General features: G+C 71.4%; 27 protein-coding genes and 5 tRNA genes. 24 read left to right on the top strand and 8 right to left on the bottom strand.

Going from position 1 to position 24,801, the window contains the following annotated elements; all coding sequences use genetic code 11:
* The first annotated feature begins 70 nt into the window (after positions 1 to 70).
* The 6 genes from PYS65_RS10710 to PYS65_RS10685 all read left to right on the top strand — a co-directional run bounded on the left by PYS65_RS10710 (position 71) and on the right by PYS65_RS10685 (position 1,432).
* A complete protein-coding gene (locus PYS65_RS10710; RefSeq protein WP_279333702.1) occupies positions 71 to 802 on the top strand; it encodes an HAD family hydrolase in 732 nt (243 codons plus the stop codon).
* A 91-nt stretch (positions 803 to 893) separates the two neighbouring features.
* A tRNA-Gln gene (locus tag PYS65_RS10705) sits at positions 894 to 965 on the top strand.
* Between the two features lie 40 nt (positions 966 to 1,005).
* A tRNA-Glu gene (locus PYS65_RS10700) sits at positions 1,006 to 1,078 on the top strand.
* Positions 1,079 to 1,164: 86 nt separating this feature from the next.
* A tRNA-Glu gene (locus tag PYS65_RS10695) sits at positions 1,165 to 1,237 on the top strand.
* Between the two features lie 22 nt (positions 1,238 to 1,259).
* Positions 1,260 to 1,331 (top strand) — tRNA-Gln (locus PYS65_RS10690).
* A gap of 28 nt (positions 1,332 to 1,359) precedes the next feature.
* Positions 1,360 to 1,432: transfer RNA gene (locus tag PYS65_RS10685), tRNA-Glu, on the top strand.
* Between the two features lie 146 nt (positions 1,433 to 1,578).
* Here PYS65_RS10685 and ndgR read toward each other — a convergent pair.
* Positions 1,579 to 2,292 carry an IclR family transcriptional regulator NdgR gene (gene ndgR, locus PYS65_RS10680; protein WP_279333701.1) on the bottom strand — a complete coding sequence of 238 codons (714 nt, stop codon included), beginning with the start codon at positions 2,290 to 2,292 and terminating at the stop codon, positions 1,579 to 1,581.
* Between the two features lie 173 nt (positions 2,293 to 2,465).
* Here ndgR and leuC point away from each other — a divergent pair, with 173 nt between their 5' ends.
* The 4 genes from leuC (at position 2,466) to PYS65_RS10660 (ending at position 5,759) form a co-directional block, all read left to right on the top strand.
* A complete protein-coding gene (gene leuC / locus PYS65_RS10675; protein WP_279333700.1) occupies positions 2,466 to 3,893 on the top strand; it encodes a 3-isopropylmalate dehydratase large subunit in 1,428 nt (475 codons plus the stop codon).
* A gap of 6 nt (positions 3,894 to 3,899) precedes the next feature.
* The gene (gene leuD, locus PYS65_RS10670; RefSeq protein WP_279333698.1) at positions 3,900 to 4,502 is read left to right on the top strand and encodes a 3-isopropylmalate dehydratase small subunit; all 603 of its coding nucleotides are present in this window, start codon (positions 3,900 to 3,902) and stop codon (positions 4,500 to 4,502) included.
* A 266-nt stretch (positions 4,503 to 4,768) separates the two neighbouring features.
* A complete protein-coding gene (locus tag PYS65_RS10665) occupies positions 4,769 to 4,999 on the top strand; it encodes an SCO5555 family protein (RefSeq protein ID WP_279333697.1) in 231 nt (76 codons plus the stop codon).
* Between the two features lie 136 nt (positions 5,000 to 5,135).
* A complete protein-coding gene (locus PYS65_RS10660; protein WP_279333696.1) occupies positions 5,136 to 5,759 on the top strand; it encodes an HU family DNA-binding protein in 624 nt (207 codons plus the stop codon).
* Between the two features lie 115 nt (positions 5,760 to 5,874).
* On the opposite strand, the gene PYS65_RS10655 is transcribed toward PYS65_RS10660, so the two are convergent.
* A complete protein-coding gene (locus PYS65_RS10655) occupies positions 5,875 to 6,078 on the bottom strand; it encodes a hypothetical protein (RefSeq protein WP_202276163.1) in 204 nt (67 codons plus the stop codon).
* Between the two features lie 9 nt (positions 6,079 to 6,087).
* Positions 6,088 to 6,726 (bottom strand): 2-phospho-L-lactate guanylyltransferase, encoded by a 639-nt coding sequence (cofC, locus tag PYS65_RS10650; RefSeq protein ID WP_279333695.1) that lies wholly within the window; start codon positions 6,724 to 6,726, stop codon positions 6,088 to 6,090.
* A gap of 158 nt (positions 6,727 to 6,884) precedes the next feature.
* On the opposite strand from cofC, the gene PYS65_RS10645 reads away from it, so the two are divergent.
* The 3 genes from PYS65_RS10645 (at position 6,885) to PYS65_RS10635 (ending at position 10,046) form a co-directional block, all read left to right on the top strand.
* Complete coding sequence (locus PYS65_RS10645) at positions 6,885 to 7,766, top strand: lysophospholipid acyltransferase family protein (protein WP_279333694.1); 882 nt, start codon at positions 6,885 to 6,887, stop codon at positions 7,764 to 7,766.
* Complete coding sequence (locus PYS65_RS10640) at positions 7,763 to 8,773, top strand: NAD(P)H-dependent glycerol-3-phosphate dehydrogenase (RefSeq protein WP_279333693.1); 1,011 nt, start codon at positions 7,763 to 7,765, stop codon at positions 8,771 to 8,773. The genes PYS65_RS10645 and PYS65_RS10640 overlap by 4 nt, the downstream gene beginning before the upstream one ends.
* A 115-nt stretch (positions 8,774 to 8,888) precedes the next feature.
* Entirely contained in the window at positions 8,889 to 10,046 is a 1,158-nt protein-coding gene (locus PYS65_RS10635) for a D-alanine--D-alanine ligase family protein (RefSeq protein WP_279333692.1), read from the top strand.
* Positions 10,047 to 10,081: 35 nt separating this feature from the next.
* Here the strand turns inward: PYS65_RS10635 and PYS65_RS10630 are convergent, their stop codons facing one another.
* Both PYS65_RS10630 and PYS65_RS10625 read right to left on the bottom strand, forming a co-directional pair.
* Entirely contained in the window at positions 10,082 to 10,588 is a 507-nt protein-coding gene (locus PYS65_RS10630; protein WP_279333691.1) for a DUF3515 domain-containing protein, read from the bottom strand.
* A gap of 20 nt (positions 10,589 to 10,608) precedes the next feature.
* Complete coding sequence (locus tag PYS65_RS10625; RefSeq protein WP_052579718.1) at positions 10,609 to 10,842, bottom strand: Lrp/AsnC family transcriptional regulator; 234 nt, start codon at positions 10,840 to 10,842, stop codon at positions 10,609 to 10,611.
* 230 nt (positions 10,843 to 11,072) lie between these two features.
* On the opposite strand from PYS65_RS10625, the gene PYS65_RS10620 reads away from it, so the two are divergent.
* On the top strand, positions 11,073 to 12,038 hold the full coding sequence (locus PYS65_RS10620) for a thiamine-phosphate kinase (RefSeq protein WP_279333690.1): 966 nt from the start codon (positions 11,073 to 11,075) through the stop codon (positions 12,036 to 12,038).
* Positions 12,035 to 12,856 (top strand): bifunctional hydroxymethylpyrimidine kinase/phosphomethylpyrimidine kinase, encoded by an 822-nt coding sequence (gene thiD, locus PYS65_RS10615; RefSeq protein WP_279333689.1) that lies wholly within the window; start codon positions 12,035 to 12,037, stop codon positions 12,854 to 12,856. The genes PYS65_RS10620 and thiD overlap by 4 nt, the downstream gene beginning before the upstream one ends.
* Positions 12,857 to 13,010: 154 nt before the next feature.
* On the opposite strand, the gene rpmB is transcribed toward thiD, so the two are convergent.
* On the bottom strand, positions 13,011 to 13,196 hold the full coding sequence (gene rpmB, locus PYS65_RS10610; RefSeq protein ID WP_004924906.1) for a 50S ribosomal protein L28: 186 nt from the start codon (positions 13,194 to 13,196) through the stop codon (positions 13,011 to 13,013).
* Between the two features lie 268 nt (positions 13,197 to 13,464).
* Here rpmB and PYS65_RS10605 point away from each other — a divergent pair, with 268 nt between their 5' ends.
* The 9 genes from PYS65_RS10605 to mutM all read left to right on the top strand — a co-directional run bounded on the left by PYS65_RS10605 (position 13,465) and on the right by mutM (position 22,834).
* Positions 13,465 to 15,186 (top strand): DAK2 domain-containing protein, encoded by a 1,722-nt coding sequence (locus tag PYS65_RS10605; protein WP_279333688.1) that lies wholly within the window; start codon positions 13,465 to 13,467, stop codon positions 15,184 to 15,186.
* Positions 15,187 to 15,362: 176 nt separating this feature from the next.
* On the top strand, positions 15,363 to 17,591 hold the full coding sequence (gene recG / locus PYS65_RS10600; RefSeq protein ID WP_279333687.1) for an ATP-dependent DNA helicase RecG: 2,229 nt from the start codon (positions 15,363 to 15,365) through the stop codon (positions 17,589 to 17,591).
* A gap of 108 nt (positions 17,592 to 17,699) precedes the next feature.
* Positions 17,700 to 18,290, top strand: coding sequence for a 16S rRNA (guanine(966)-N(2))-methyltransferase RsmD (gene rsmD, locus PYS65_RS10595; RefSeq protein ID WP_279333686.1), 591 nt, complete (start codon positions 17,700 to 17,702; stop codon positions 18,288 to 18,290).
* 26 nt (positions 18,291 to 18,316) lie between these two features.
* Positions 18,317 to 18,796, top strand: coding sequence for a pantetheine-phosphate adenylyltransferase (coaD, locus tag PYS65_RS10590; protein ID WP_279333684.1), 480 nt, complete (start codon positions 18,317 to 18,319; stop codon positions 18,794 to 18,796).
* A 118-nt stretch (positions 18,797 to 18,914) separates the two neighbouring features.
* Positions 18,915 to 20,015 (top strand): cell division initiation protein, encoded by a 1,101-nt coding sequence (locus PYS65_RS10585; protein ID WP_279333683.1) that lies wholly within the window; start codon positions 18,915 to 18,917, stop codon positions 20,013 to 20,015.
* A gap of 151 nt (positions 20,016 to 20,166) precedes the next feature.
* Positions 20,167 to 20,820 (top strand): YceD family protein, encoded by a 654-nt coding sequence (locus PYS65_RS10580; RefSeq protein ID WP_279333682.1) that lies wholly within the window; start codon positions 20,167 to 20,169, stop codon positions 20,818 to 20,820.
* Between the two features lie 2 nt (positions 20,821 to 20,822).
* Complete coding sequence (gene rpmF, locus PYS65_RS10575; RefSeq protein ID WP_003951102.1) at positions 20,823 to 20,996, top strand: 50S ribosomal protein L32; 174 nt, start codon at positions 20,823 to 20,825, stop codon at positions 20,994 to 20,996.
* Between the two features lie 7 nt (positions 20,997 to 21,003).
* Positions 21,004 to 21,885 (top strand): ribonuclease III, encoded by an 882-nt coding sequence (gene rnc, locus PYS65_RS10570; protein WP_279333681.1) that lies wholly within the window; start codon positions 21,004 to 21,006, stop codon positions 21,883 to 21,885.
* A 91-nt stretch (positions 21,886 to 21,976) separates the two neighbouring features.
* Positions 21,977 to 22,834: a bifunctional DNA-formamidopyrimidine glycosylase/DNA-(apurinic or apyrimidinic site) lyase gene (gene mutM, locus PYS65_RS10565; protein WP_279333678.1), complete on the top strand. Its 858-nt coding sequence runs from the start codon at positions 21,977 to 21,979 to the stop codon at positions 22,832 to 22,834.
* On the opposite strand, the gene PYS65_RS10560 is transcribed toward mutM, so the two are convergent.
* Entirely contained in the window at positions 22,810 to 23,217 is a 408-nt protein-coding gene (locus PYS65_RS10560; RefSeq protein WP_279333677.1) for a winged helix-turn-helix transcriptional regulator, read from the bottom strand. The genes mutM and PYS65_RS10560 overlap by 25 nt on opposite strands.
* 157 nt (positions 23,218 to 23,374) lie before the next feature.
* A complete protein-coding gene (locus tag PYS65_RS10555; RefSeq protein WP_279333676.1) occupies positions 23,375 to 24,790 on the bottom strand; it encodes a CAP domain-containing protein in 1,416 nt (471 codons plus the stop codon).
* Positions 24,791 to 24,801: the final 11 nt, after the last annotated feature.

Genomic DNA, 24,801 nt, shown 5'->3' with positions numbered 1-24,801 from the left:
CCACAGGTGAGGGGCGGCACCCGGAGTATTCGGGCGCCGCCCCTCGCTGTTCTTGGGTACGGTCGGTCCCATGGCGATCCGAGCCGTCGTCTGGGACGTGGACGACACCCTCTTCGACTACACCTCCGCCGACCGCGAGGGGATGCGGGCGCATCTGCTGGCCGAGGAGCTGCCGGTCGGGCACGCCTCCGTGGAGGAGGCGCTGGTGCGGTGGCGGGAGGTGACCGACCTCCAGTGGGCCCGGTTCGCCGCCGGCGAGGTCGACTTCGAGACGCAGCGGCGCGACCGCACCCGGGTCTTCCTGGGGCGTGAGCTGACCGACGACGAGGCCGACGCCTGGTTCCGGCGCTACGTCGTGCACTACGAGGCGGCCTGGTCGCTGTTCCCGGACGTCCTGCCGGTCCTCGACGCGCTCGCCGCCAGCCACCGGCACGCGGTGCTGTCCAACTCCAGCATCCACCTCCAGGACCGCAAGCTGCGTGTCCTCGGCGTCCACGACCGCTTCGAGGCCATCCTGTGCGCCGCCGAGCTGGGCGTCTCCAAACCCGAGGCCGGCGCCTTCCTGGCGGCCTGCGAGGCCCTGGCGCTCCCTCCCGCCCAGGTCGCGTACGTGGGGGACCATCCGGAGATCGACGGCCGGGGCGCGGCGGAGGCCGGTCTGCTGTCGGTGTGGATCGACCGGGGCGGCGCGTACGCGACCCTGGAGCCGCCCGTCGGGCCGCGCCGGATCGCCTCCCTCGGTGAACTCCCCGCGATCCTCGGCACGGATACCCGTTTTGGAGCCGGGTCCGGCATCGGGTAATGTTCTTCCTGCGCCGCGGGGGACCGGGCCGGAAGGCCACCAACCTCAAGCGCACTGCTAGAACAATGACCCTCCGGGGATTGCGTTCCAGTGGCCTATGGTGTAATTGGCAGCACGACTGATTCTGGTTCAGTTAGTCTTGGTTCGAGTCCAGGTAGGCCAGCTCGCAGAGCTCATCTGCACCTGCGGATCTCATCCGCGAAGCCCCCGTTGTGTAGCGGCCTAGCACGCTGCCCTCTCAAGGCAGTAGCGCCGGTTCGAATCCGGTCGGGGGTACAGATCCATCCCGCGAGGGCGGCCGGGTAGCGCCCACTGTCCTCACGGTGAAACCATCCGGCTCCGGCCGGGTGAGGATCGCCAGGGCCCCCGTTGTGTAGCGGCCTAGCACGCCGCCCTCTCAAGGCGGTAGCGCCGGTTCGAATCCGGTCGGGGGTACTGAACTGGTCTAAACCATCATTGGTCTATGGTGTAATTGGCAGCACGACTGATTCTGGTTCAGTTAGTCTTGGTTCGAGTCCAGGTAGACCAGCTCGGACCTGCGGAAACGCAGTGTCCACGCCCCCGTTGTGTAGCGGCCTAGCACGCCGCCCTCTCAAGGCGGTAGCGCCGGTTCGAATCCGGTCGGGGGTACACAGGCAGGAAGAAGAAAAGCCCTCCACCTCGGTGGGGGGCTTCTTCGTGTCCCGGCACGGGGTACCGAGGTGCGGGGACAGGAGCCCGGGGGAGGGCCTGCCGCGGCGTTGAGGCGGGCCCGTCCCCGAGGGGCGGGAATGGGGTCAGGAGCGGCGCAGTGCCTCGGAGAGGCGGGCCGCGGAGTCGATGACGGCCTGGGCGTGCATACGGCCCGGGTGACGGCTCAGGCGCTCGATGGGCCCCGACACCGAGACGGCGGCCACCACGCGGTTCGAGGGGCCGCGCACCGGCGCGGAGACGGAGGCGACGCCGGGCTCCCGCTCCCCGATCGACTGCGCCCAGCCACGGCGCCTGACACCCGACAGGGCCGTCGCCGTGAAGCGGGCGCCCTGCAGGCCGCGGTGCAGGCGCTCCGGCTCCTCCCAGGCCATCAGGATCTGCGCGGAGGAGCCGGCCTTCATCGTGAGCGTGGAGCCCACCGGGACCGTGTCCCGCAGACCCGACAGGCGCTCCGCCGCGGCGACGCAGATGCGCATGTCACCCTGCCGGCGATAGAGCTGGGCGCTCTCGCCGGTCACGTCGCGGAGATGGGTGAGCACCGGGCCCGCCGTGGCGAGCAGCCGGTCCTCGCCCGCCGCCGCGGCCAGTTCGGCCATGCGCGGGCCGAGGATGAACCGGCCCTGCATGTCGCGCGCCACCAGGCGGTGGTGTTCCAGTGCCACGGCCAGGCGGTGGGCCGTGGGTCGTGCCAGTCCGGTCGCACCGACCAACCCCGCGAGGGTGGCCGGGCCGGACTCCAGAGCGCTCAGGACGAGGGCCGCCTTGTCCAGAACGCCGACGCCGCTACTGTTGTCCATGCAACGATACTTGCGTCTCACTCTGTGAAACGCAAGTTCAATTTTCGGGGGAACGCGCCACCCTGGGTGGAACACGGCCCGTAATCCACGGGGCCGGCACAGAAGCCCGAGAACAGTGGTGAGCGAGCCGGAGGGCCGCCCCGGAGGCGAGCGCACCAAAAAAGGGGAAAGCGATGGGTAGGACACTGGCGGAGAAGGTCTGGGACGACCATGTCGTCCGGCGCGCCGAGGGCGAGCCCGACCTCCTCTTCATCGATCTGCACCTGCTGCACGAGGTGACCAGCCCGCAGGCCTTCGACGGCCTGCGCAAGAGCGGCCGCGGGGTGCGCCGGCTCGACCTGACCATCGCGACCGAGGACCACAACACCCCGACCCTGGACATCGACAAGCCCATCGCCGACCCGGTCTCCCGGGTCCAGCTGGAGACGCTGCGGGCGAACTGCGCGGAGTTCGGTGTCCGGCTGCACTCGCTGGGCGACGTCGAGCAGGGCGTCGTGCACGTGGTGGGGCCACAGCTGGGGCTGACCCAGCCCGGCATGACCGTGGTCTGCGGGGACTCGCACACCTCCACGCACGGCGCGTTCGGCGGCCTGGCCTTCGGTATCGGCACCTCCCAGGTCGAGCACGTGCTGGCCACCCAGACCCTGCCGATGACCCGCCCCAAGACCATGGCGATCACTGTCGAGGGCGAACTGCCCGACGGGGTCACGGCCAAGGACCTGATCCTGGCGGTCATCGCGCGGATCGGCACCGGCGGCGGCCAGGGCTACGTCCTGGAGTACCGCGGCGAGGCCATCGAGAAGCTCTCGATGGAGGCCCGGATGACCATCTGCAACATGTCGATCGAGGCCGGCGCCCGCGCGGGCATGATCGCCCCCGACGAGACCACGTTCGCCTACCTCGAGGGCCGCCCGCACGCCCCGCGGGGCGAGGACTGGGACGCGGCCGTGGCCTACTGGAAGACGTTGCGCACCGACCAGGACGCCGAGTTCGACGCCGAGGTCGTCATCGACGCCGCCGCGCTGTCGCCGTTCGTCACCTGGGGCACCAACCCCGGCCAGGGCGCTCCGCTGTCGGCCGACGTGCCCGACCCCGCCGCCTACGAAGACGCCTCGGAGCGCCTGGCCGCCGAAAAGGCCCTGGAATACATGGGGTTGACGGCCGGCCAGCCGCTGCGCTCCATCGGTGTGGACACCGTGTTCGTAGGTTCCTGCACCAACGGCCGGATCGAGGACCTGCGCGCCGCCGCCGACATCGTCAGGGGCCGCAAAGTCGCCGACGGCGTACGGATGCTGGTCGTCCCCGGCTCCGCCCGGGTGGGCCTGCAGGCCGTCTCCGAGGGCCTGGACGTGGTCTTCAAGGAGGCGGGCGCCGAGTGGCGGCACGCGGGCTGCTCGATGTGCCTGGGCATGAACCCCGACCAGCTCGCCCCCGGTGAGCGCTGCGCCTCCACCTCCAACCGCAACTTCGAGGGCCGGCAGGGCAAGGGCGGCCGTACCCACCTGGTCTCCCCCCAGGTCGCCGCCGCCACCGCGCTCCTCGGCCACCTGGCCTCCCCGGCCGACCTCGACGCCGACGCCCCCACGCCCGCTGGAGTCTGATCAGTCATGGAAGCATTCACCACCCACACCGGCCGGGCCGTCCCGCTGCGCCGCAGCAACGTCGACACCGACCAGATCATCCCCGCCCACTGGCTCAAGAAGGTGACCCGGGACGGGTTCGAGGACGGGCTGTTCGAGGCCTGGCGCAAGGACCCGGAGTTCGTCCTCAACCGCCCCGAGCGCGAGGGCGCCACCGTGCTGGTCGCCGGCCCCGACTTCGGCACCGGATCCTCCCGCGAGCACGCCGTCTGGGCGCTGCAGAACTACGGCTTCAAAACCGTGATCTCCTCCCGCTTCGCCGACATCTTCCGCGGTAACTCGCTGAAGAACGGCCTGCTCACCGTGGTCCTCGACCAGCAGACCGTGGACGCGCTGTGGGAGCTGACGGAAGCCGACCCCACCGCCGAGATCACCGTCGACCTCCAGGCCCGCGAGGTGCGCGCCGGGAGCATCACCGCGCCCTTCGAGCTCGACGAGAACTCCCGCTGGCGGCTGCTGAACGGTCTCGACGACATCTCCATCACGCTGCAGAGCGAGGCGGACATCGCCGCGTATGAGGCCAAGCGCCCGTCGTACAAGCCGCAGACGATCCCGGCCCCGGCCGCCTGACGCGAAGTCCTCGCGGCAGGTCGACTTTCGGCCACACCGAACCCCCTTTCGTACCCCCGATCGGACTGATCGGGGGTACGGCCGTCTCTGCACCCGTTCGGCTCTGCGCGCCCTCTTGAGGCCTTGCAACTTCCCACGTTATGAAGGTGGTTGCCGGGGTACACGTGTCACGTGCGCGTGGTCTCCGAATGTGCTCGGACCGCCGTCCGAGGCGGTAGTTGCCCCCTGCGCAGGCGACAACTCGCCCCAGATGGCACAATCTGTGCATGGAACGCGACGGCCAACTCGAGCTCTACACGCTGGTCGCGGCCCGGCTCAAAGAAGCGCATGCAGAAGTGCGCGCACTGCAAGTACCGGAGGGCGTACGGATGGCGCTGACCCGGAAGCTGCTGGTCATTACGGCCGCGGCCAAGCACGATCTCGCCAACGCGGCAAGGCGGCTGGAACTGTTCATCACGGATCTCGACGAGGGGCGATTCCCCGACGAGGAACGCTGAATCGGTCACGGCAGCCGAGTTCATTGCGGCACAAGGGTGATAAGCCCGTTTCGTGTTTGATTTGCGGTATATATCTGCCTAACGTGCGAAAACGCTTGAACGGATTCGTTCGGGCGATGTCTCCGAAGGGGAAGACGTGAACAAGGCGCAGCTCGTAGAAGCGATTGCCGACAAGATGGGCGGTCGACAGCAGGCCGCCGACGCCGTCGACGCGGTCCTCGATGCCATCGTCCGCGCCGTGGTCGCGGGGGACCGGGTCTCCGTCACCGGTTTCGGTTCGTTCGAGAAGGTCGACCGTCCGGCCCGCTACGCCCGCAACCCCCAGACCGGCGAGCGGGTCCGGGTCAAGAAGACGTCGGTGCCGCGCTTTCGCGCGGGACAGGGGTTCAAGGACCTGGTGAGCGGCTCGAAGAAGCTTCCGCGCGGGGGCGAGGTCGCCGTCAAGAAGGCGCCCAAGGGCAGCCTGTCCGGCGGGGCTTCGGCGACGGTGAAGAAGGCCGCGGCCAAGAAGACCGCGAAGTCGGCCGCCGCGAAGAAGGCCGTCACCAAGAAGACGACGGCGAAGAAGACCACCGCCAAGACCACCGCGGCGAAGAAGACCACCGCCAAGCAGGCCGCGCCGGCCGCCAAGACCGCCGCGGCGAAGAAGACGACCGCCAAGAAGGCCCCGGCGAAGAAGGCCACGGCCACCAAGGCGCCCGCGAAGAAGTCGACCGCCCGCAAGACCACCGCCAAGAAGACCACCGCCCGCAAGAAGTAACGGCGGCCGAACGGTACTCACGCGCCGGGCCGGACTCCGTCACGGAGCCCGGCCCGCGGTGTGCCCGGCGTCCCCGCCGCGCGCCGCGGCAGGTCAGAACGTGCGCCGCGGCGAGTCAGAACGTGTGCAGCGTCACCAGCGTGATCCGCCGGGCCTCGCCCTCGCCCTGGGTCTCGACGCGCACCCGCTGCCCGGGGCGCAGCAGCCTCAGGCCCCCGGCGTCGAAAGCCCGCGCGTCGAAGGGCACCGGTGTGCCGTCGTCCAGCAGCACCTGGCCGCTGCGGCTTTCGGGGTCGTAGGTGTACGCGGTCGCCTGCATGTCGGCAGCCTACTGCTCCGCGATCAGCAGCCGCGCGACGGCGGCCGTCGTGCGGGGCCCCACGCCCAGCGCCAGCGCCGCCCGCAGATCGTCGCCCGTGTCCACGTCCTGCCGTACGGAATCCACCGCGTCGAGGTGGAGTTCCACGGCTCCGAACGCCCGGTGCCGGGCCCGGGAGCCGGGGCCGAAGGAAGGACGCAATTCCTCGTCCGGTGCCGCGGAGAGCAGCGTGGTGCCGACGGCCGCGGCATCGGAGAGGAACGCGCGCGGGAATACGGCGGCCCTCTCGAGGACGCGGGCCAGTTCGGCCGGGCGCAGCGCCGGGAGATCGGCGTTGAGGGCCGCCACGGGCCCCGCGCCCCGGAGGGCCCGTGCGGCGACGGCCGCGTGCGCGAGTGCCGCGTTCAGGCCGCCGCCCGGTTCGTCGGAGACGATGTGGGCCCCGAGCGCGGCCAGCTCGCGGCCGGCCAGGGCGTCGCCCGTGACGACCACCACGTCGCGCACGGCGCGGCAGGACAGCGCGGCCGCGACCGTGTCCTGCGCGAAGGCCAGGGCCAGCCCCGGACGCACCGCGTCGTCCGCGGTGTCCGCGAGCCTGCTCTTGGCCTCGGCCAGTGGTTTCAGGGGTACCACCAGGGTCCACTGCACGCGTGTTACGTCCCTCTCTTGTCGTCGCCATTGTCCCCCGTGGCACCCGGTGGCCAGGGGGGCGGGGCGTACGGTGTTCTCGACAGACCGGCGGCCCGGGGCGACACTTGTGCGGCCCGCCTGGCCCCCGGTTCCAGGACTTAGAGGAAGGTGTCCCTGTGCCGCGCCGCAGAATCGGCTTTTGGTACCGCTTCGCCGCGGTTCTCTGTAAACCACCGCTGGTGGTTCTGCTCAAGCGGGACTGGCGCGGAATGGAGAACATTCCGGCCGAGGGCGGATTTATCACCGCGGTGAACCACAATTCGCACATCGACCCCTTCGCTTATGGGCACTTTCAATACAACACCGGTCGCGTTCCGCGCTTCCTGGCGAAGAGCGGGCTTTTCAGTAAGGGATTCGTCGGTGCCGCGATGCGGGGCACCGGGCAGATTCCCGTCTACCGGGAAAGCACGGACGCGCTCAGCGCCTTCCGGGCCGCGATCGACGCCGTGGAGCGCGGCGAGTGCGTCGCCTTCTATCCCGAGGGCACCCTCACCCGTGACCCGCACGGCTGGCCCATGACCGGCAAGACCGGTGCCGCGCGAGTGGCCCTGCAGACCAAGTGCCCCGTCGTCCCGGTCGCGCAGTGGGGCGCCAACGAGGTGCTGCCGCCGTACGCCGGCAGGCCCCGCTTCTTCCCGCGCAAGACCCACCGGGTGCTGGCCGGACCGCCCGTGGACCTGGACCGCTTCTACGACCGGGAGATGACCCCGGAACTGCTCAAGGAGGCAACCGAGGTCATCATGGCGGCGGTGACCCGGCTGCTGGAGGAGATCCGCGGGGAGAAGGCCCCCGAGGTGCCCTACGACCCGCGCCGCGAGCGCTCGGAGCAGGGCCGCAAGACCCGGGCCCAGACCCGGCCGAGGCGACGGGAGGGGGCGCCGGAGCACGGGTTGCCGGAGCAGGGATCGCCTGAGCACGGATCGCCGGAGGACCGGCGGCAGGAGGAGCGCAGGCCCGGCGAACGGGCCGCCGCGCGGGAAGAGGGGTTGGGCACGTGAGCAAACCGGTCAAGGCCGCCGTCTTCGGTACCGGATCGTGGGGCACGGCCTTCGGCATGGTGCTCGCCGACGCGGGATGCGACGTCGTGCTGTGGGCACGGCGCCCCGAACTCGTGGAAGCGGTCAACTCCACCCGCACCAACCCCGACTACCTGCCCGGAGTCGAACTCCCGGAGAACCTGCGGGCCACCACCGACGCCGCCGACGCCGCCCGCGACGCCGACTTCACCGTCCTCGCGGTCCCCTCGCAGACGCTGCGCGGCAACCTCGCCGGGTGGAAACCGCTGCTCGCCCCGGACACGGTCCTGGTGTCGCTGATGAAGGGCGTCGAACTCGGCTCCGCCATGCGGATGAGCGAGGTGATCGAGCAGGTCGCCGGAGCCGGCGCCGACCGGATCGCCGTGGTCACCGGACCCAACCTCGCCCGGGAGATCGCCGCCCGGATGCCGGCTGCCGCCGTCGTCGCCTGCACCGACGAGGCCGTGGCCCAGCGGCTCCAGGCCGCCTGCCACACGCCGTACTTCCGCCCGTACACCAACACCGACGTCGTCGGCTGCGAACTGGGCGGCGCGGTGAAGAACGTGATCGGGCTGGCCGTCGGCATCGCGGACGGCATGGGGCTCGGCGACAACGCCAAGGGCTCGCTCATCACCCGCGGGCTCGCCGAGACCACCCGGCTCGGTGTGGCGCTCGGCGCGGACCCGCTGACCTTCGCCGGACTCGCCGGCCTGGGCGACCTGGTGGCCACCTGCTCCTCACCACTCTCGCGCAACCACACCTTCGGCACCAACCTCGGCAAGGGCATGACCCTCGAGGAGACCGTCGCGGTCACCAAGCAGACCGCCGAGGGCGTCAAGTCCTGCGAGTCGGTGCTGGACCTGGCCCGCCGGCACGGCGTCGACATGCCGCTCACCGAGACGGTCGTCAGCATCGTGCACGAGGGCAAGTCGCCGGTGGTCGCCGTCAAGGAGCTGATGTCGCGCAGCGCGAAACCCGAGCGACGTTGAGCGACCAGGAGCGGCGTCCGTGCGACCGCGGCGCGACGGCAGCGCGGGCGACCCTCCGTTTGCCACGTCACGGGCGCTTCAACGTGGCTGTACCACCGGGTACTCTCATCGCCATATGAGCACCGAGAACCTTCCCCAGAGCCCCGAGCAGCCGCCGCGCAAGCCGCGTGTGGCCGTTGTGTTCGGCGGGCGCAGCTCCGAGCACGGGATCTCCGTGGTCACCGCCGGCGCCGTCCTCAAGGCCATCGACCGGACCAAGTACGAGGTCCTGCCGATCGGCATCACCCAGGACGGCCGGTGGGCGCTCACCGCCGACGAGCCGGACCGCATGGCCATCGTCGACCGTCGGCAGCCCAGCGTGGACCAGCTCGCCGACTCGACCGAGGGCGCGGTGCTGCTCCCCCTCGATCCCGGCAACCGTGAAGTCGTCTACAGCGAGCCCGGTTCGGTGCCCAAGGCACTCGGCGAGGTCGACGTCGTCTTCCCGGTGCTGCACGGCCCCTACGGGGAGGACGGCACCCTGCAGGGTCTCCTGGAGCTCTCCGGCGTCCCCTACGTGGGCTCCGGGGTGCTGGCCTCGGCCGTCGGCCAGGACAAGGAGTACATGAAGCGGGTGTTCACCTCCTTCGGGCTGAAGGTCGGCCCGTACGTGGTGATCCGGCCGCGCGCATGGGAGCGCGACGAGTCCGCCGCCCGCAAGCAGATCATCGACTTCGCCGGTGAGCACGGCTGGCCGTTGTTCGTGAAGCCCGCACGGGCGGGCTCCTCGATCGGCATCACCAAGGTCGACGACCTCTCCGGCCTGGACGAGGCGATCGCCGAGGCCCAGCGGCACGACCCGAAGATCCTGGTGGAGGCGGCCCTGCGCGGCCGTGAGATCGAGTGCGGCGTACTGGAGTTCGAGGACGGCCCGCGTGCCTCGGTCCCCGCCGAGATCCCGCCGCCCGACGCACACGCCTACTACGACTTCGAGGCCAAGTACATCGACTCCACGCCCGGCCTGGTGCCCGCACCGCTGACCGAGGAGGAGACGGCCGAGGTGCGCAGGCTGGCGGTGGAGGCGTTCGAGGCGGCCGGCTGCGAGGGACTGGTGCGCGCGGACTTCTTCCTCACCGAGGACGGCGAGTTCGTGATCAACGAGATCAACACGATGCCCGGCTTCACACCCATCTCGATGTACCCGAAGATGTGGCAGGCCACCGGTGTCGAGTACCCGGAGCTGGTGGACCGGCTGGTGCAGGCGGCGCTCCGCCGCCCGACCGGACTGCGCTGAGCCCCGGCCGGCACCCGGGAAGGCGACGGCAGGCCCTAAGAGGCGATCCCCTCGGGGATCGCCTTCTTGACGGCCGGGGCGAGGTCGATCAGTACGCCCGTGCTGTCCCGTCCGTCGGTCACCCGCACCTCGACGTAGGCCTCTCGGTTGGCGGTCGTGAAGCGGTACGTCTCGTCGTCCTGCTGTTCCATCAGCCAGTCGACGCCGTCCACGCCCCCCGCCATCGCGCCCGGGTCGTTGCCGTTCGCCACCTTGGGGTCGATCATCTTCGGCGGCTGCCCGACACCGCACCGCAGTATGATCGCCACGCCGCCCCAGCCCGCGGTCAGTTCGGACGCGGGTTCGGGATCGTCGCGATCCTCACCGTCCACCGTCGCCGGCAGGGCCTCGTCCAGGTTCCGGCACAGCCCGGTGGTCTTCGCGTCCGGGCTGGGAACCGCCGTCGACGCGCTGTCGTCTGCCGAGGAACAGCCCGCGGTGGTGACCAGCACGGTGGCGGCGAGTGCGGACAGGACTGCGTGACGGTGACGGAAGGAACTCACCGGCACAGGGTAGACGGGGGCTACAGATGGACGACCGGGCAGGTCAGAGTACGGGTGATGCCGTCCACCTGCTGGACTTTCGCGACCACCATGCGTCCCAGGTCGTCGACGGTGTCGGCCTGGGCGCGCACGATGACGTCATAGGGTCCGGTCACGTCCTCGGCCTGGATGACTCCAGGGATCTTGCCGATCAGATCGGCGACGGTCGACGCCTTGCCGACCTCCGTCTGGATCAGGATGTACGCCTGTACCACGAAACCTCCAGAGCGGCCACGAGGATCATGTGGGGAAAAGGAACGCCACGGTATCGCGTCGCCGCTCTTCGCGGGGAGACCTGCGGGACCCGGACTCCGCGCGCCGGGGCCCGGACCGGGCGGAAGCCGACGGTCGCTTCGACCGCAGCGAGGACACAGACGCCTCGCGACCGGGAACGGAACCAGGAACGGAACCGGGAACGGACAGGGAAAGAAGGGGAGCTGGGGAAATGAAGGGCACTGTTGGTGAGCTCGGGGAGTTCGGGCTCATCAGGGAGCTCACCTCCCGTCTCACCACCACACCGGCGGTCCGGGTCGGCCCCGGCGACGACGCCGCGGTGGTCGCCGCACCCGACCGCAGGGTCGTGGCCAGCACCGACATCCTGCTGGAGGGCCGCCACTTCCGCCGCGACTGGTCCACGGCCTACGACGTCGGCCGCAAGGCCGCCGCCCAGAACCTCGCCGACATCGCCGCCATGGGCGCCGTACCGACCGCGCTGCTGCTCGGCCTGGTCGTCCCCGCGGAACTGCCGGTGACCTGGCCCTCGGAGCTGATGGACGGCCTGCGCGACGAGTGCCAGGTCGCGGGCGCCGCGGTGGTCGGCGGAGACGTCGTCCGCGGTGACACGATCATGGTGTCGATCACCGCGCTCGGTGACCTGCGCAACCAGGAGGCGGTGACCCGGGGCGGCGCACGGCCCGGCGACCTCGTCGCGGTGACCGGCTGGCTCGGCTGGTCCGCGGCCGGGCACGCGGTGCTCTCGCGCGGCTTCCGCTCGCCGCGCGCCTTCGTCGAGGCGCACCGCCGCCCCGAACCGCCCTACCACGCGGGCCCGGCGGCCGCGGGGCTGGGCGCGACGGCGATGTGCGACGTGAGCGACGGGCTGATCGCCGACCTCGGGCACATCGCCGAGGCCAGCAAGGTGCGCATCGACATCCGTTCCGGGGCGATCGACATCCCCTCCCAGATGAACGACATCGGTCAGGCCGTCGGTGTCGACCCCATGCAGTGGGTGCTGACCGGGGGAGAGGACCACGCGATCGTGGCCACCTTCCCGCCGGACGTGAAACTGCCCGCCCGCTGGAAGGTGATAGGCGAGGTGCTCAACCTCTCGGCGCTGCCCCAGGTGACGGTCGACGGGGCCCCCTGGACCGCTCAGGCCGGCTGGGACCACTTCGGGGGTATCGAGTCATGAGCGCCGGGACGGCTCCACCGAGGGTGCTGACCGTGGCCGGCTCGGACTCCGGCGGGGGCGCGGGAATCCAGGCCGACCTGAAGACGATGCTCGCGCTGGGCACGCACGGCATGAGCGTGGTCACCGCGGTGACCGCGCAGAACTCCCTGGGGGTACAGGGCGCCTGGCCGCTGCCGGTGGAGGCGGTACGGGCCCAGTACCGCAGCGTCGTCGACGACATCGGCGTCCAGGCGGTCAAGACCGGCATGCTGGCCTCCGCCGAACTCGTCGACGCGGTGGCCGACCTGCTCTCCGGGACCCGGGCGCCGGTGGTCGTCGACCCGGTCGGAGTCTCCAAGCACGGGGACGCGCTGCTGGCGCCCTCCGCACTGGACTCCGTACGGACGAGACTGCTGCCGGTCGCCACCGTGGCCACGCCGAACCTGGACGAAGTGGCGCAACTCACCGGTGTGCGGGTGGAGTCGGAACAGGACTTCCGCCGGGCCGCGGAGGCGCTGCTGGAGTTCGGGCCGCGCTGGGTCGTGATCAAGGGCGGTCACCTCGCCGGGGACATGGGCGAGGCCGTCGACCTGCTGACGGACGGTTCGCAGGAGCACTGGCTGCGCGCCCCGAGGTACGACAACCGGCACACCCACGGCACGGGCTGCACGCTGGCCTCGGCGATCGCCGCACACCTGGCACAGGGCAGGCCGGTGCCGGCGGCGGTGACGGCCGCCAAGGAGTACGTCACGGGGGCGATCGCGGCCGGATTCGCGCTGGGTGGCGGAATCGGGCCGGTGGATCACGGATGGGCGCTGACGCGGTCCGACGGGAGCTGAGGGCGTCCGGCCGGCAGGCGTGCGACCTGTAGGTGTGCGTGCGGCAGATGTACGTGCGGCAGGCGTGCGTACGGGCACGGCAAAAAGCCGGTCCACCCAAGGTGGACCGGCTCAGTGCGGTGGACCAGCTGTGGCCGCGCGCTCAGTGAGAGCGTCAGCGCGAGACCTTGCCGGCCTTGATGCACGAGGTGCAAGCGTTCACGCGCTTCGGCGTCCCGCCCACCACGGTACGCACGCGCTGGATGTTCGGGTTCCAGCGACGGGGCGTACGGCGGTGCGAGTGCGAGATGTTGTTGCCGAAGCCCGGCCCCTTGCCGCAGACGTCGCAGTTGGCAGCCACGGGTCACTCCAAAGACTTCAGATGCACTTACGGTTGATCCCGGCACGGCCGGGATCAGGATGCCGGGGCTCCAGGAGCCCTTGGGAATCTGAGTGGCTTTGCCAGGGAGAGGCCCGATTCGGATCGGGCAACCGGAGCAGCATACAACGGCTGCACCAGCAGAACGAAACTACCATGCCAGCTCAGGGGCCCGTCCCGGCCCGCTTCCGCCACCCGGCACCCCAAGGTCTACGCTGCGAGCCACGGCCGGCAGCTCAGGGAGGCGCAGGTGGCGCAGGTGCCGCAGACATTCTTCGATGCTCTCGCGGTGCGTGCCTGGTGCGGACTCGCGCTCGACGCCCTCGGCCGGGCGCGTGAGGAGATCGACGCGATCAATGTCTACCCCGTGGCGGACGGCGACACCGGTACGAATCTCTATCTGACGGTCGAGTCCGCCGCCACGGCGGTCGAGGCGGTGTTCGCGGGGCACGCGGCCGAGCGGATCGACAGGGCTCATGACGGCGAAGGCCACGACGGGACCCAGGGGCCCACGCTGGCCGACGCGGCACGGGCGATGGCACACGGTGCGCTGATCGGTGCCCGCGGCAACTCCGGGACGATCCTGGCGCAGCTGCTGCGGGGGATGGCACAGGTGCTGGCCGGGGACGAGACGGAGGCCCACGCCGACGGCCGGGGGCTGCGGCAGGCCCTGCGCACCGCGGCCGACTCCGCGCGTCAGGCCGTGGCCCACCCCGTCGAGGGCACCGTGCTCACCGTCGCCGCGGCCGCCGCCGACGCGGCCGACGGCACGGAGGGCGACTGCGGGGCGGTCGCGCGGGCGGCCTACGAGGGAGCCGGCGCGGCCCTCGCCGCGACACCGGGCCAGCTGGCCGTGCTCCGGCAGGCGGGAGTGGTGGACGCGGGCGGCCGGGGACTGGTGGCGGTGCTCGGAGCGCTGGTGGAGACGTTCACGGGGGAGACACCGAGAAGCCCGGCGCCCGGTCCCGTGCGCCGGGCGCGCGAGGAGCACGGCCCGTCCGCAGGGTCCGCGGAGTGCGCCGACGGTGAGGGCGCGACGGGGCCCGTCGGGCCCGCCTTCGAGGTGATCTACCTCCTGGAGGCCTCGGACGCGGCCGTGGAGCGGCTGCGGCAGCGGCTCGACGGTCTCGGGGACTCGCTCGTCGTCGTCGGCGGCGACGGGCTGTGGAACGTCCACGTCCATGTCGACGACGCCGGAGCCGCCGTGGAGGCGGGGGTCGAGGCCGGGCGTCCGCATCGTATCCGGATCACGCACTTCGGCGCCGGTGACGCACACGCCCCCGGTGCCGGGCGTCCGCTCCAGGAACGCGCCCAGCGGGCCGTGGTGGCCGTGGTGCCCGGAGAGGGGCTGGCCGGCCTGTACACCGAGGCCGGTGCGACCACGGTGCTCGCCCGGCCCGGTGAGCCGCCGGCCAGCGGTGAGCTCGTCGAGGCCGTGCGGCGGGCGCACGCGCGTGAGGTGGTGCTGCTGCCCAACGACGAGGAGCTGCGTCACACCGCCGCCGCGGCGGCCGAACAGGCCCGCGCCGAAGGGCTCCGGGTGGCGCTCATCCCGACCCGTTCCGCGGTCCAGGGCATCGCGGCGCTCGCGGTGCACGAGCCGGAGCGCCGCTTCGACGAGGACGTGGTGGAGATGACCTCGGCGGCCGGCGCGACCCGGTACGCCGAGGTCACCGTCGCCGAACGGCAGTCCTGGACCATGGCCGGCATCTGCCAGGCCGGCGACGTCCTCGGCCTCATCGAGGGTGATGTGGCCGTGATCGGCGACGATGTCACGGCCACCGCCGCGGCCGTCCTGGACCGGATGCTCGCCGCGGGCGGAGAGATGGTCACCCTGGTCCTCGGCGACGAGACCCCCCAGGCCCTCGCCGCCCACCTGGAGGCCCGGGTCCGTGAGAACCACCTGGCCGTCGACACGGTGCTCTACCACGGCGGCAGGCAGGGCGCCCTGCTCCTCATCGGCGTGGAGTGAACACCGGGTCCCTCCCGTCGTCGTGAGCGCGGCCGCCGTGGACCGGCCCGCATGCCCGGCGCGTGCCGGGGCACGTCGACCCGAAGCCCCGGTGACTTCCTTGACCAGGGATTTCCCGAGACGGCCAGGAGTGTCTCGGCTCCCGCGTTCCCGCTTTGTCAGCGCCTTGGTGTGCAATGGATCTCGTGCCCGCACTGCGAGAACCACTGGAACAGCCGCTGAAGTCGGTGCTCGGCCCTCCCACCGCGAAGGTGATGGCCGAGCACCTCGGCCTGCACACGGTCGGCGACCTCCTCCACCACTATCCCCGCAGGTACGAGGAGCGCGGCCAGCTCACGCACCTCGCCGACCTCCCCATGGACGAGCACGTCACCGTGGTCGCCCAGGTCGCCGACGCCCGCCTGCACACCTTCGCCTCCTCCAAGGCCCCGCGCGGCAAGGGCCAGCGCCTGGAGGTCACCATCACGGACGGCAGCGGCCGGCTCCAACTGGTCTTCTTCGGCAACGGCGTCCACAAACCGCACAAGGAGCTCCTGCCGGGCACCCGCGCGATGTTCGCCGGCAGGGTCTCCGTCTTCAACCGCCGTCTCCAACTCGCCCACCCCGCTTATGAGTTGCTGCACGGTGGTGCGGAGGAGAGCGTGGAGACCTGGGCCGGCGCGCTGATCCCGATCTACCCCGCCACCGCCAAGCTGGAGTCCTGGAAGATCGGCAAGGCGCTCCAGACCGTCCTGCCCGGCGCCCGGGACGCCGTGGACCCCCTCCCCGGCGCACTGCGCGAGGGGCGCGGCATGGTCCCGCTGCCCGAGGCCCTGCTGAAGATCCACCGTCCGCAGACCAGGGCCGACATCGAGGAGGCCCGCGCCCGCCTCAAATGGGACGAGGCCTTCGTCCTCCAGGTCGCCCTCGCCCGCCGCCGCCATGCCGACGCCCTGCTTCCCGCCGTCGCCCGCAGACCGAGGCCGGACGGCCTGCTCACGGCGTTCGACGACCGCCTGCCCTTCACGCTCACCGAGGGCCAGCAGAAGGTCTCGAAGGAGATCTTCGACGACCTGGCGACGGAGCACCCGATGCACCGGCTGCTCCAGGGCGAGGTGGGCAGCGGAAAGACCCTGGTCGCCCTGCGCGCCATGCTCGCCGTCGTCGACGCCGGGGGGCAGGCGGCCATGCTCGCGCCCACCGAGGTGCTCGCCCAGCAGCACCACCGGTCGGTCACCGAGATGATGGGCGAGCTGGCCGAGGGAGGAATGCTGGGCGGGGCGGAGAACGCCACCAAGGTGGTGCTGCTCACCGGCTCCATGGGCGCGGCGGCCCGCCGCCAGGCCCTGCTCGACCTGGCCACCGGCGAGGCCGGCCTGGTGATCGGCACCCATGCGCTGATCGAGGACAAGGTCCAGTTCCACGACCTGGGCCTGGTGGTCGTCGACGAGCAGCACCGGTTCGGCGTGGAACAGCGCGACGCCCTGCGCGGCAAGGGCAAGCAGCCCCCGCACCTGCTCGTCATGACCGCCACCCCCATCCCGCGCACGGTCGCGATGACCGTCTTCGGCGATCTGGAGACCTCCGTCCTCGACCAGCTCCCGGCCGGCCGCTCGCCCATCGCCAGCCATGTCGTCCCCGCCGCCGACAAGCCCCACTTCCTGGCCCGCGCCTGGGAGCGGGTGCGCGAGGAGGCCGAGGGCGGCCACCAGGCGTACGTGGTCTGCCCGCGCATCGGCGACGAGGAGGACGACCCGAAGGCCGGGAAGAGGAAGTCCCCGGCGGCCGCGGGGGAGGCCGACGCCGAGAAGCGTCCGCCGCTCGCCGTCCTCGACGTCGCCGACCACCTGGCGAAGGGCCCGCTGCGGGGCCTCCGGGTGGAGGTCCTGCACGGCAGGATGCAGCCCGACGACAAGGACGCCGTCATGCGCCGCTTCGCCGCGGGCGAGACCGACGTCCTGGTCGCCACCACCGTCATCGAGGTCGGGGTCAACGTCCCCAACGCGACCGCGATGGTGATCATGGACGCGGACCGCTTCGGTGTCTCCCAGCTCCACCAGCTGCGCGGCCGGGTCGGGCGCGGCTCGGCCCCCGGCCTCTGCCTGCTGGTCACCGAGATGCCCGAGGCGAGCCCGGCCCGGCAGCGGCTGGTCGCGGTCGCCGCCACCCTGGACGGCTTCGAGCTCTCCCGCATCGATCTCGAGCAGCGCCGCGAGGGCGACGTCCTGGGCCAGGCCCAGTCCGGCACCCGCTCCAGCCTGCGCATGCTCGCCGTCATCGAGGACGAGGAGATCATCGCCGAGGCCCGCGAGGAGGCGGCCGCGGTCGTCGCGGCCGACCCCGACCTGGAGCGCCTGCCGGGGCTGCGCACGGCCCTGGCCGCCCTGCTGGACGACGAGCGGGAGCAGTACCTGGAGAAGGGCTGACAGACTGGAACCCCCTTCGGGCCCGCGGTATCCGGCCACGGATGGGAAGGCACCCCGAACGCACCGACCCACATCCCGAGCGCACCGACAAGTGACGAGGACCAGGACATGACCCGCGTGATCGCCGGCCGGGCCGGCGGGCGCCGCCTGGGCGTACCGCCGGGCAACGGCACCCGACCCACCTCCGACCGTGCACGCGAAGGCCTGTTCTCCACCTGGCAGGCCCTCCTCGGCGGCCCGCTGGACGGCGAGCGCGTCCTCGACCTGTACGCCGGTTCCGGCGCCGTGGGCCTGGAGGCCCTGTCCCGGGGAGCGGGGCACACCCTCCTCGTCGAGGCCGACGCCAGGGCCGTCCGCACGGTCCGGGACAACATCAGGGCGCTGGGACTGCCCGGCGCCGACATCAGACCGGGCAAAGCGGAACAGATCGTCCGCACACCCCCGCCGGCGGCCGGGCCGTACGACCTCGTCTTCCTCGACCCCCCGTACAACGTCTCCGACGACGATCTCCGCGAGATCCTGCTCACACTCCGCTCCGGGGGGTGGCTCGCGGAGGAAGCCGTCGTCACCGTGGAGCGCAGCACCAGAGGCGGTGAGTTCGGGTGGCCGCCCGGTTTCGACGCGATCCGGGCCCGTCGCTACGGCGAGGGAACGTTTTGGTACGGTCGCGCCGCCTCTACGTGCGAAGCCGCACGATGACCGGACCGGAGAGCGAGGGAGCGCCAGTGCGCCGCGCCGTATGCCCCGGGTCGTTCGACCCGATCACCAATGGACATCTCGACATCATCGGCCGCGCCTCCAGCCTCTACGACGAGGTCTACGTCGCGGTGATGATCAACCAGTCCAAGAAGGGCCTGTTCGAGGTCGAGGAACGGATCGACCTGATCGGCCGGGTCACCGCCGAGTACGGGAACGTACGGGTCGAAGCCTTCCACGGCCTCCTCGTCGACTTCTGCAAGCAGCGTGAGATCCCCGCGATCGTCAAGGGCCTGCGCGCGGTCAGCGACTTCGACTACGAGCTGCAGATGGCCCAGATGAACAACGGCCTCTCGGGTGTGGAGACCCTCTTCATCCCCACCAATCCCACCTACAGCTTCCTGTCGTCCTCCCTGGTCAAGGAGGTCGCCACCTGGGGCGGTGACGTCTCGCACCTGGTGCCCCCGGAAGTCCTCTCCGCCCTCTCCGAGCGGCTGCGCAGGGACTGAGCGCCGCCGCGGCCTCGGGGACCCCGGCAATCCGACGGCCGGTGTTCCCCGCCCGGCCCAGGGCCGTACAGTCGTTGCGTCCGTCTCCAACACAGCTGTAGAGAGTGGCGAGCACACGGTGGACGTGCAGAAGAAACTGGACGAGATCGTCGCCGCGGTCTCCGGTGCCCGGTCGATGCCCATGTCGGCCTCGTGCGTGATCAACCGCGCAGAACTGCTCTCGATGCTCGAAGAGGTGCGCGCGGCGCTGCCCGACTCCCTGGCCCAGGCCCGGGAACTCATCGGCGACCGCGAGCAGATGGTCGAGCAGGCCCGCCAGGAGGCCGAGCGGATCATCGAGGGCGCGCACGCCGAGCGCGGCTCCCTGATCTCCGGCACGGAGGTCGCCCGCCGCTCCCAGTCCGAGGCCGACCGGATCCTCGACGAGGCCCGCAAGGAGGCCGAGGAGGTCCGGGCGGAGGCCGACGACTACGTCGACTCCAAGCTCGCCAACTTCGAGGTCGTCCTCACCAAGACACTCGGCTCCGTCGGCCGCGGCCGCGAGAAGCTGCTCGGCACCGGGCCCGGCCTCGACGAGCAGGGCTACGAGGATGACGACGCCCCCGAGCGCAGCCACGACCCGGAGACCCTGCGCCGCAGCGCCGACGAGTACGTCGACGTCAAGCTCGGTGCCTTCGAGGCGGTCCTCGCCAAGACCCTGGAGGCGGTGGGCCGGGGCCGTCAGACCCTGCACGGCCGGATCGCCAGTGACGACCTCGGTGCCCTCGCCGAGGACCCCACCACGATCCAGCACTCCAGCGACGCCGACTACCTCGCCGACCTCGCGGCCATGCCGGACCTCCCGGCCCAGCGGGCCCCGCAGCCGCCGCAGGAGGCTCCGCAGGCCCCCCTGCGGGACCCGCAGCAGCAGGACTACGCCCAGCAGTCCGACCCGTACGGCTACCAGCAGCCCGACCCGTACGGCGGCTACCAGCAGCAGTACGGTGGCGGGCAGGACCCGTACGGCTACCAGCAGCAGGCCGCCCAGCAGGACCCGTACGCCGCCTACCAGGGCTACGAGGCCCCGCAGCAGCCGGCGTACGACCCCGGCCAGGCCCAGCAGGGCTACGTCCCGCAGGAGCAGACCCCGGGCACCCTCGACGAGACCAGCCTCTTCGACACCAGCATGATCAGTGCCGAACAGCTGCGGGCCTACGAGCAGGGCCGCGGCAACGGCTGACCGGCCCGTCGCCGGCCGTCGCGGCACCGGATTGGGCGGAGAGCCGAAGGTCCAGTATCCTGGCTCCTCGGTCGTGTGGACATCCGCGATCCGCGCTGCCCGCGAACTTCACGGGTCGGCGTTCCCCCAAGCTCGAAGATCGAAAGCAGGAATGGCTCTGAACGCCCGCCTCGACCACCGCAATCCCCTCGTGTTCGACACGCACGAGCTGGGACGGAGGCCGGGCGCGCTGCAGCGGCTGACCCGCACGGTCGAGGCGCCCAGGGACCTCGGTATCCAGGGAGTCGTCGGAGTGCCGGAAGGCGCCCCGGTGGAGCTCGAGCTCCGGCTCGAGTCGGTCATGGAAGGGGTGCTCGTCACGGGCACCGCCCGTGCGACGGCCGAGGGGGAGTGCGTAAGGTGTCTGGAGCCGCTCGAGCTGGAGCTCGTGGCGGATTTCCAGGAGATGTTCTCGTACCCTGACGCCGACGACCGGGGCCGTGTGACTGCGGAGCCGGGCGACGACGCCGAGGACGACGAGGACAGGTTCTTCCTCGAGGACGGCATGTTCGACCTCGAGACCGTGCTGCGTGACGCGGTGGTGCTCGCACTGCCGATGCAGCCGGTGTGCCAGGACGACTGCCCCGGCCTGTGTTCCGCATGCGGAGCCCGGCTCGCGGACGACCCGGACCACCACCATGACGCCGTCGACATCCGTTGGGCGGCACTGCAGGGACTCGCCGGTTCACTCGAAGATGGCGAGAAGGACGAGATGAGCGGCGACGGGCCAGGACCTGCGGACGCCGCCGAGAAGCAGGAGAAGTAGCCGTGGCTGTTCCGAAGCGGAAGATGTCGCGCAGCAACACGCGCCACCGCCGGTCGCAGTGGAAGGCTGCGGTCCCCACCCTGGTTGCGTGCGAGCGCTGCCACGAGCCCAAGCAGCAGCACATCGCGTGCCCGTCTTGCGGCACTTACAACAAGCGCCAGGTCCTCGAGGTCTGAGCGGCTGGTGAGAGGCACTGTGTCCACGCCCAAGAAGCAGTCGTCCCGTGTGAGCGGGAGCGAATCGGCGGACAACAACCAGGCCTCGTCCCACACGCTTCTGGAAGGGCGGCTCGGCTACCGGCTCGAGACCGCCCTTCTGGTGCGTGCGCTGACCCACCGTTCCTACGCGTACGAGAACGGCGGTCTGCCGACGAACGAGCGGCTGGAGTTCCTCGGGGACTCCGTGCTCGGCCTCGTCGTCACGGACACGCTGTACCGCACCCACCCCGACCTGCCCGAGGGCCAGCTGGCCAAGTTGCGGGCCGCGGTGGTCAACTCGCGTGCGCTGGCGGAGGTGGGCCGCGGGCTCGATCTCGGTTCCTTCATCCGGCTCGGCCGCGGTGAAGAGGGCACAGGTGGCCGGGACAAGGCGTCCATCCTCGCCGACACCCTCGAAGCGGTGATCGGCGCGGTCTATCTCGACCAGGGCCTCGAGGCGGCCTCCGAACTGGTGCACCGCCTGTTCGACCCGCTGATCGAGAAGTCCTCGAACCTCGGTGCCGGCCTGGACTGGAAGACCAGCCTCCAGGAGCTCACCGCGACCGAAGGGCTCGGCGTGCCCGAGTACCTGGTCACGGAGACCGGCCCCGACCATGAGAAGACCTTCACTGCTGCCGCCCGCGTCGGAGGCGTCTCGTACGGCACCGGCACCGGCCGCAGCAAGAAGGAAGCGGAGCAGCAGGCCGCCGAGTCCGCCTGGCGGTCCATCCGGACCGCGGCCGACGAGCGCACCGCTGCGGCGGCGGCCAAGGCCGAGACGGACGAGCCGGCTGCTGACGTCGCCGCCGACGTCGCCGTCGACGCGGATGCCGAACCGGCCGCCGGCGCACCGTCGGCCTCCGCCTGACGCCACACACGCCGAGCGCGACCCGAGTACCCACCCCGCCGGGGGCGGGCGCTCGGGTCGCACTCGTGGACCGATCCTCGGAGGGGGAACGATGCCCGAGCTGCCCGAGGTCGAGGTCGTACGGCGGGGACTGGAGCGGTGGGTCGCCCACCGGACCGTCGCCGAGGCCGAGGTGCTGCACCCGCGTGCGGTACGCCGCCACGTCGCCGGCGCCGAGGACTTCACACACCGTCTGAAGGGCCGTCGTGTCGGTGTCCCCAGCCGCCGCGGCAAGTACCTGTGGCTGCCCCTGGAGGGCACGGACCAGTCCGTCCTGGCCCACCTCGGCATGAGCGGCCAGCTGCTGGTCCAGCCGCACACGGCGGTGGACGAGAAGCATCTGCGGGTCCGGGTCCGCTTCACGGACGCCCTGGACACCGAGCTCCGCTTCGTCGACCAACGCACCTTCGGCGGGCTGTCGTTGCACGAGAACACTTCCGAGGGCCTGCCCGACGTCATCGCGCACATCGCCCGCGACCCGCTCGACCCGCTCTTCGACGACGACGCCTTCCACCGGGCACTGCGCCGCAAGCGCACCACAGTCAAGCGGGCCCTGCTGGACCAGTCACTGATCAGCGGCGTCGGCAACATCTACGCGGACGAGGCGCTGTGGCGGGCCCGCGTCCACTACGAGCGCCCGACGGAGACCTTCACCCGCCCGCGCTCCCAGCTCCTCCTGGACCATGTGCGGGACGTGATGAACGCCGCCCTCGCGGTGGGCGGCACCAGCTTCGACAGCCTCTACGTCGACGTCAACGGCGAGTCGGGCTACTTCGACCGGTCCCTCGACGCCTACGGGCGGGAGGAGCTGCCCTGCCGTCGCTGCGGTACGCCGATACGCCGGCGGCCCTGGATGAACCGGTCCAGCTACTTCTGCCCGAGGTGTCAGCGGGCTCCGCGCGCGTCGTAACTCTCCCGCGCCAGGAGCACGTCGTCCATGCTGTCCTCCAGGAAGTGGATGAGGGACAGCACGCGCCGCGCGGCCTCGTGGCCCAGCGGGGTGAGTTCGTAGTCCACCCGGGGCGGGTTGGTCGGCTGCGCCTCGCGGTGCACCAGGCCGTCGCGTTCCAGCGCGTGCAGCGTCTGGGACAGCATCTTCTCGCTCACCCCGCCGACGCGGCGGCGCAGCTCGTTGAAGCGCAGCGAACCCCCGGACAGCGCCCCGAGCGTCAGCGCGCCCCAGCGCCCCGTCACATGCTCCAGCGTGCCGCGTGAGGGGCACTCCTTGGCGAACGCGTTGTAGGGAAGACCCGGATCCTCCGGATCCCCCGGGTACCGCCGCGTGGTCGTCATACGGTCAGCGTACTTCAGCGCAGCGCTTACCAGCAGAATGCGCTCACCGGAAGTTAGTGCCGAGACGTGCCAAGGGGCACCGAGAAACACGGACGGCGGCCCGGGAAGCCCCGGACCGCCGTCCACGCCACACGCGGTGCGTACCGCCGATGTCCGGCTAGTAGCCGAAGTTCTGGGTCCACCACGGGCCGCCCTGCCCGAAGTGCACGCCCACGCCCAGCGTCTTGAAGTCGCAGTTCAGTATGTTCGCCTTGTGGCCGGGGCTGTCCATCCAGGCTTCCATCACGGCCGCGGCGGTCGCCTGGCCACGGGCGATGTTCTCCCCGCCGAGGTCGGCTATCCCGGCGGCCTTCGCCCTGTCCCACGGGGTGTCGCCGTCGGGGTCGGTGTGGTCGAAGAAGTTGCGCTCGGCCATGTCCTGGCTGAACGCCGCGGCCAGACCCGTCAGCGCACTGTTCGCGGCGACCGGGCTGCAGCCCACCTTGGCCCGCTCCTGGTTGACCAGCTGGAGCACCTGGGCTCCTACGGCGGCCTCCTCGGAGATGTCCACCGGGCTGCTCGGCGCCGGCTTCTCCGGCTCCGGGACGGTCTTGCGGGGCGGTGTCGTCGTCTCGGTCTTCTCGCTCGGCGTCACCGCCGGCTTCTGCTTCTCCGGCGCCTTCTCCGGCGCCTTCGTCTCCGGCGTCTTCGACTGCTCGGCCGAGGGGGCCGACGGAGAGGGCTTCGGCGAGGTGGAGCGCTCGCCGTCGCGGCTGGCGGGGGCGCCGGCCTCACGGCTCTGGCTCTCGAGGCTGCCCGAGGTGCCGCCCTGCTCGCCGGGCGTGTTGGTCGGGGTGCCCGCGGCCTCCACCGTCTCGCCGGGGGAGCTGTCGCCGCCGAGCTTGTAGTTCTCGAGGCCCGGCACCGCGCCCGTGGCCACCGCGACCGTGCCGAGGGCCACCGCGGCGGAGACCCCGAGCAGTCCGGTGCGCACCGGCGTCGCGGCCTTCTTCTTCCGGCGCCGCCCGCCCGAGCCGCCCGAGTGCCGCTCGCCCCCGCCGGGCGTGAAGCCGTCGTCGGGGAAACCGCCCCGCGGGGCGTCCCTGGGCGGGAGGCCGTCGCTCGCGAAGACAGCCGTCTCGGCGGCGGCCATGGAGCGGTCGGGACCGGCCGGGAAGCCGCCGGGGTGGTCGTTCCCGTGGTGTGCCCGGAAAGCGGTTCCGGAGTGGTCGCCCTGCGCGAAGCCGTCCTGAGCGAAGTCGTTCTGCGCGAAGTCGTTCTGCGCGAAGCCGTCCTGAGCGAAGTCGCCCTGAGCGAAGTCGTTCTGTGCGAAGCCGTCCTGCGCGAAGTCGCCGGCGGGGTAACCGTCGCCGAGGCCGTCCTCCGTCGCGAAGAGGTAGGCCTCGCTCCTCGCGGACGTCTCGGCGTACGCCTCCGGATTCAGGTAGGGGGCGATACCCATCGTCGGGGCGTCCGCCGCGTGTGCGCTCAGCGGGCCGTGGCTCTCGTCGTAGCGGCCGTCGTGCTGAGTGACCTCTGTGGCGGCGCGGCCCGTGGCGGCGCGGCCGGCGTCGGAGCGTCGGTGGCGTCCCATGTCCTGGCCTT

Source organism: Streptomyces cathayae (genome assembly GCF_029760955.1).
Classification (GTDB): domain Bacteria; phylum Actinomycetota; class Actinomycetes; order Streptomycetales; family Streptomycetaceae; genus Streptomyces; species Streptomyces cathayae.
This window is presented reverse-complemented; position numbering and strand designations above follow the sequence as displayed.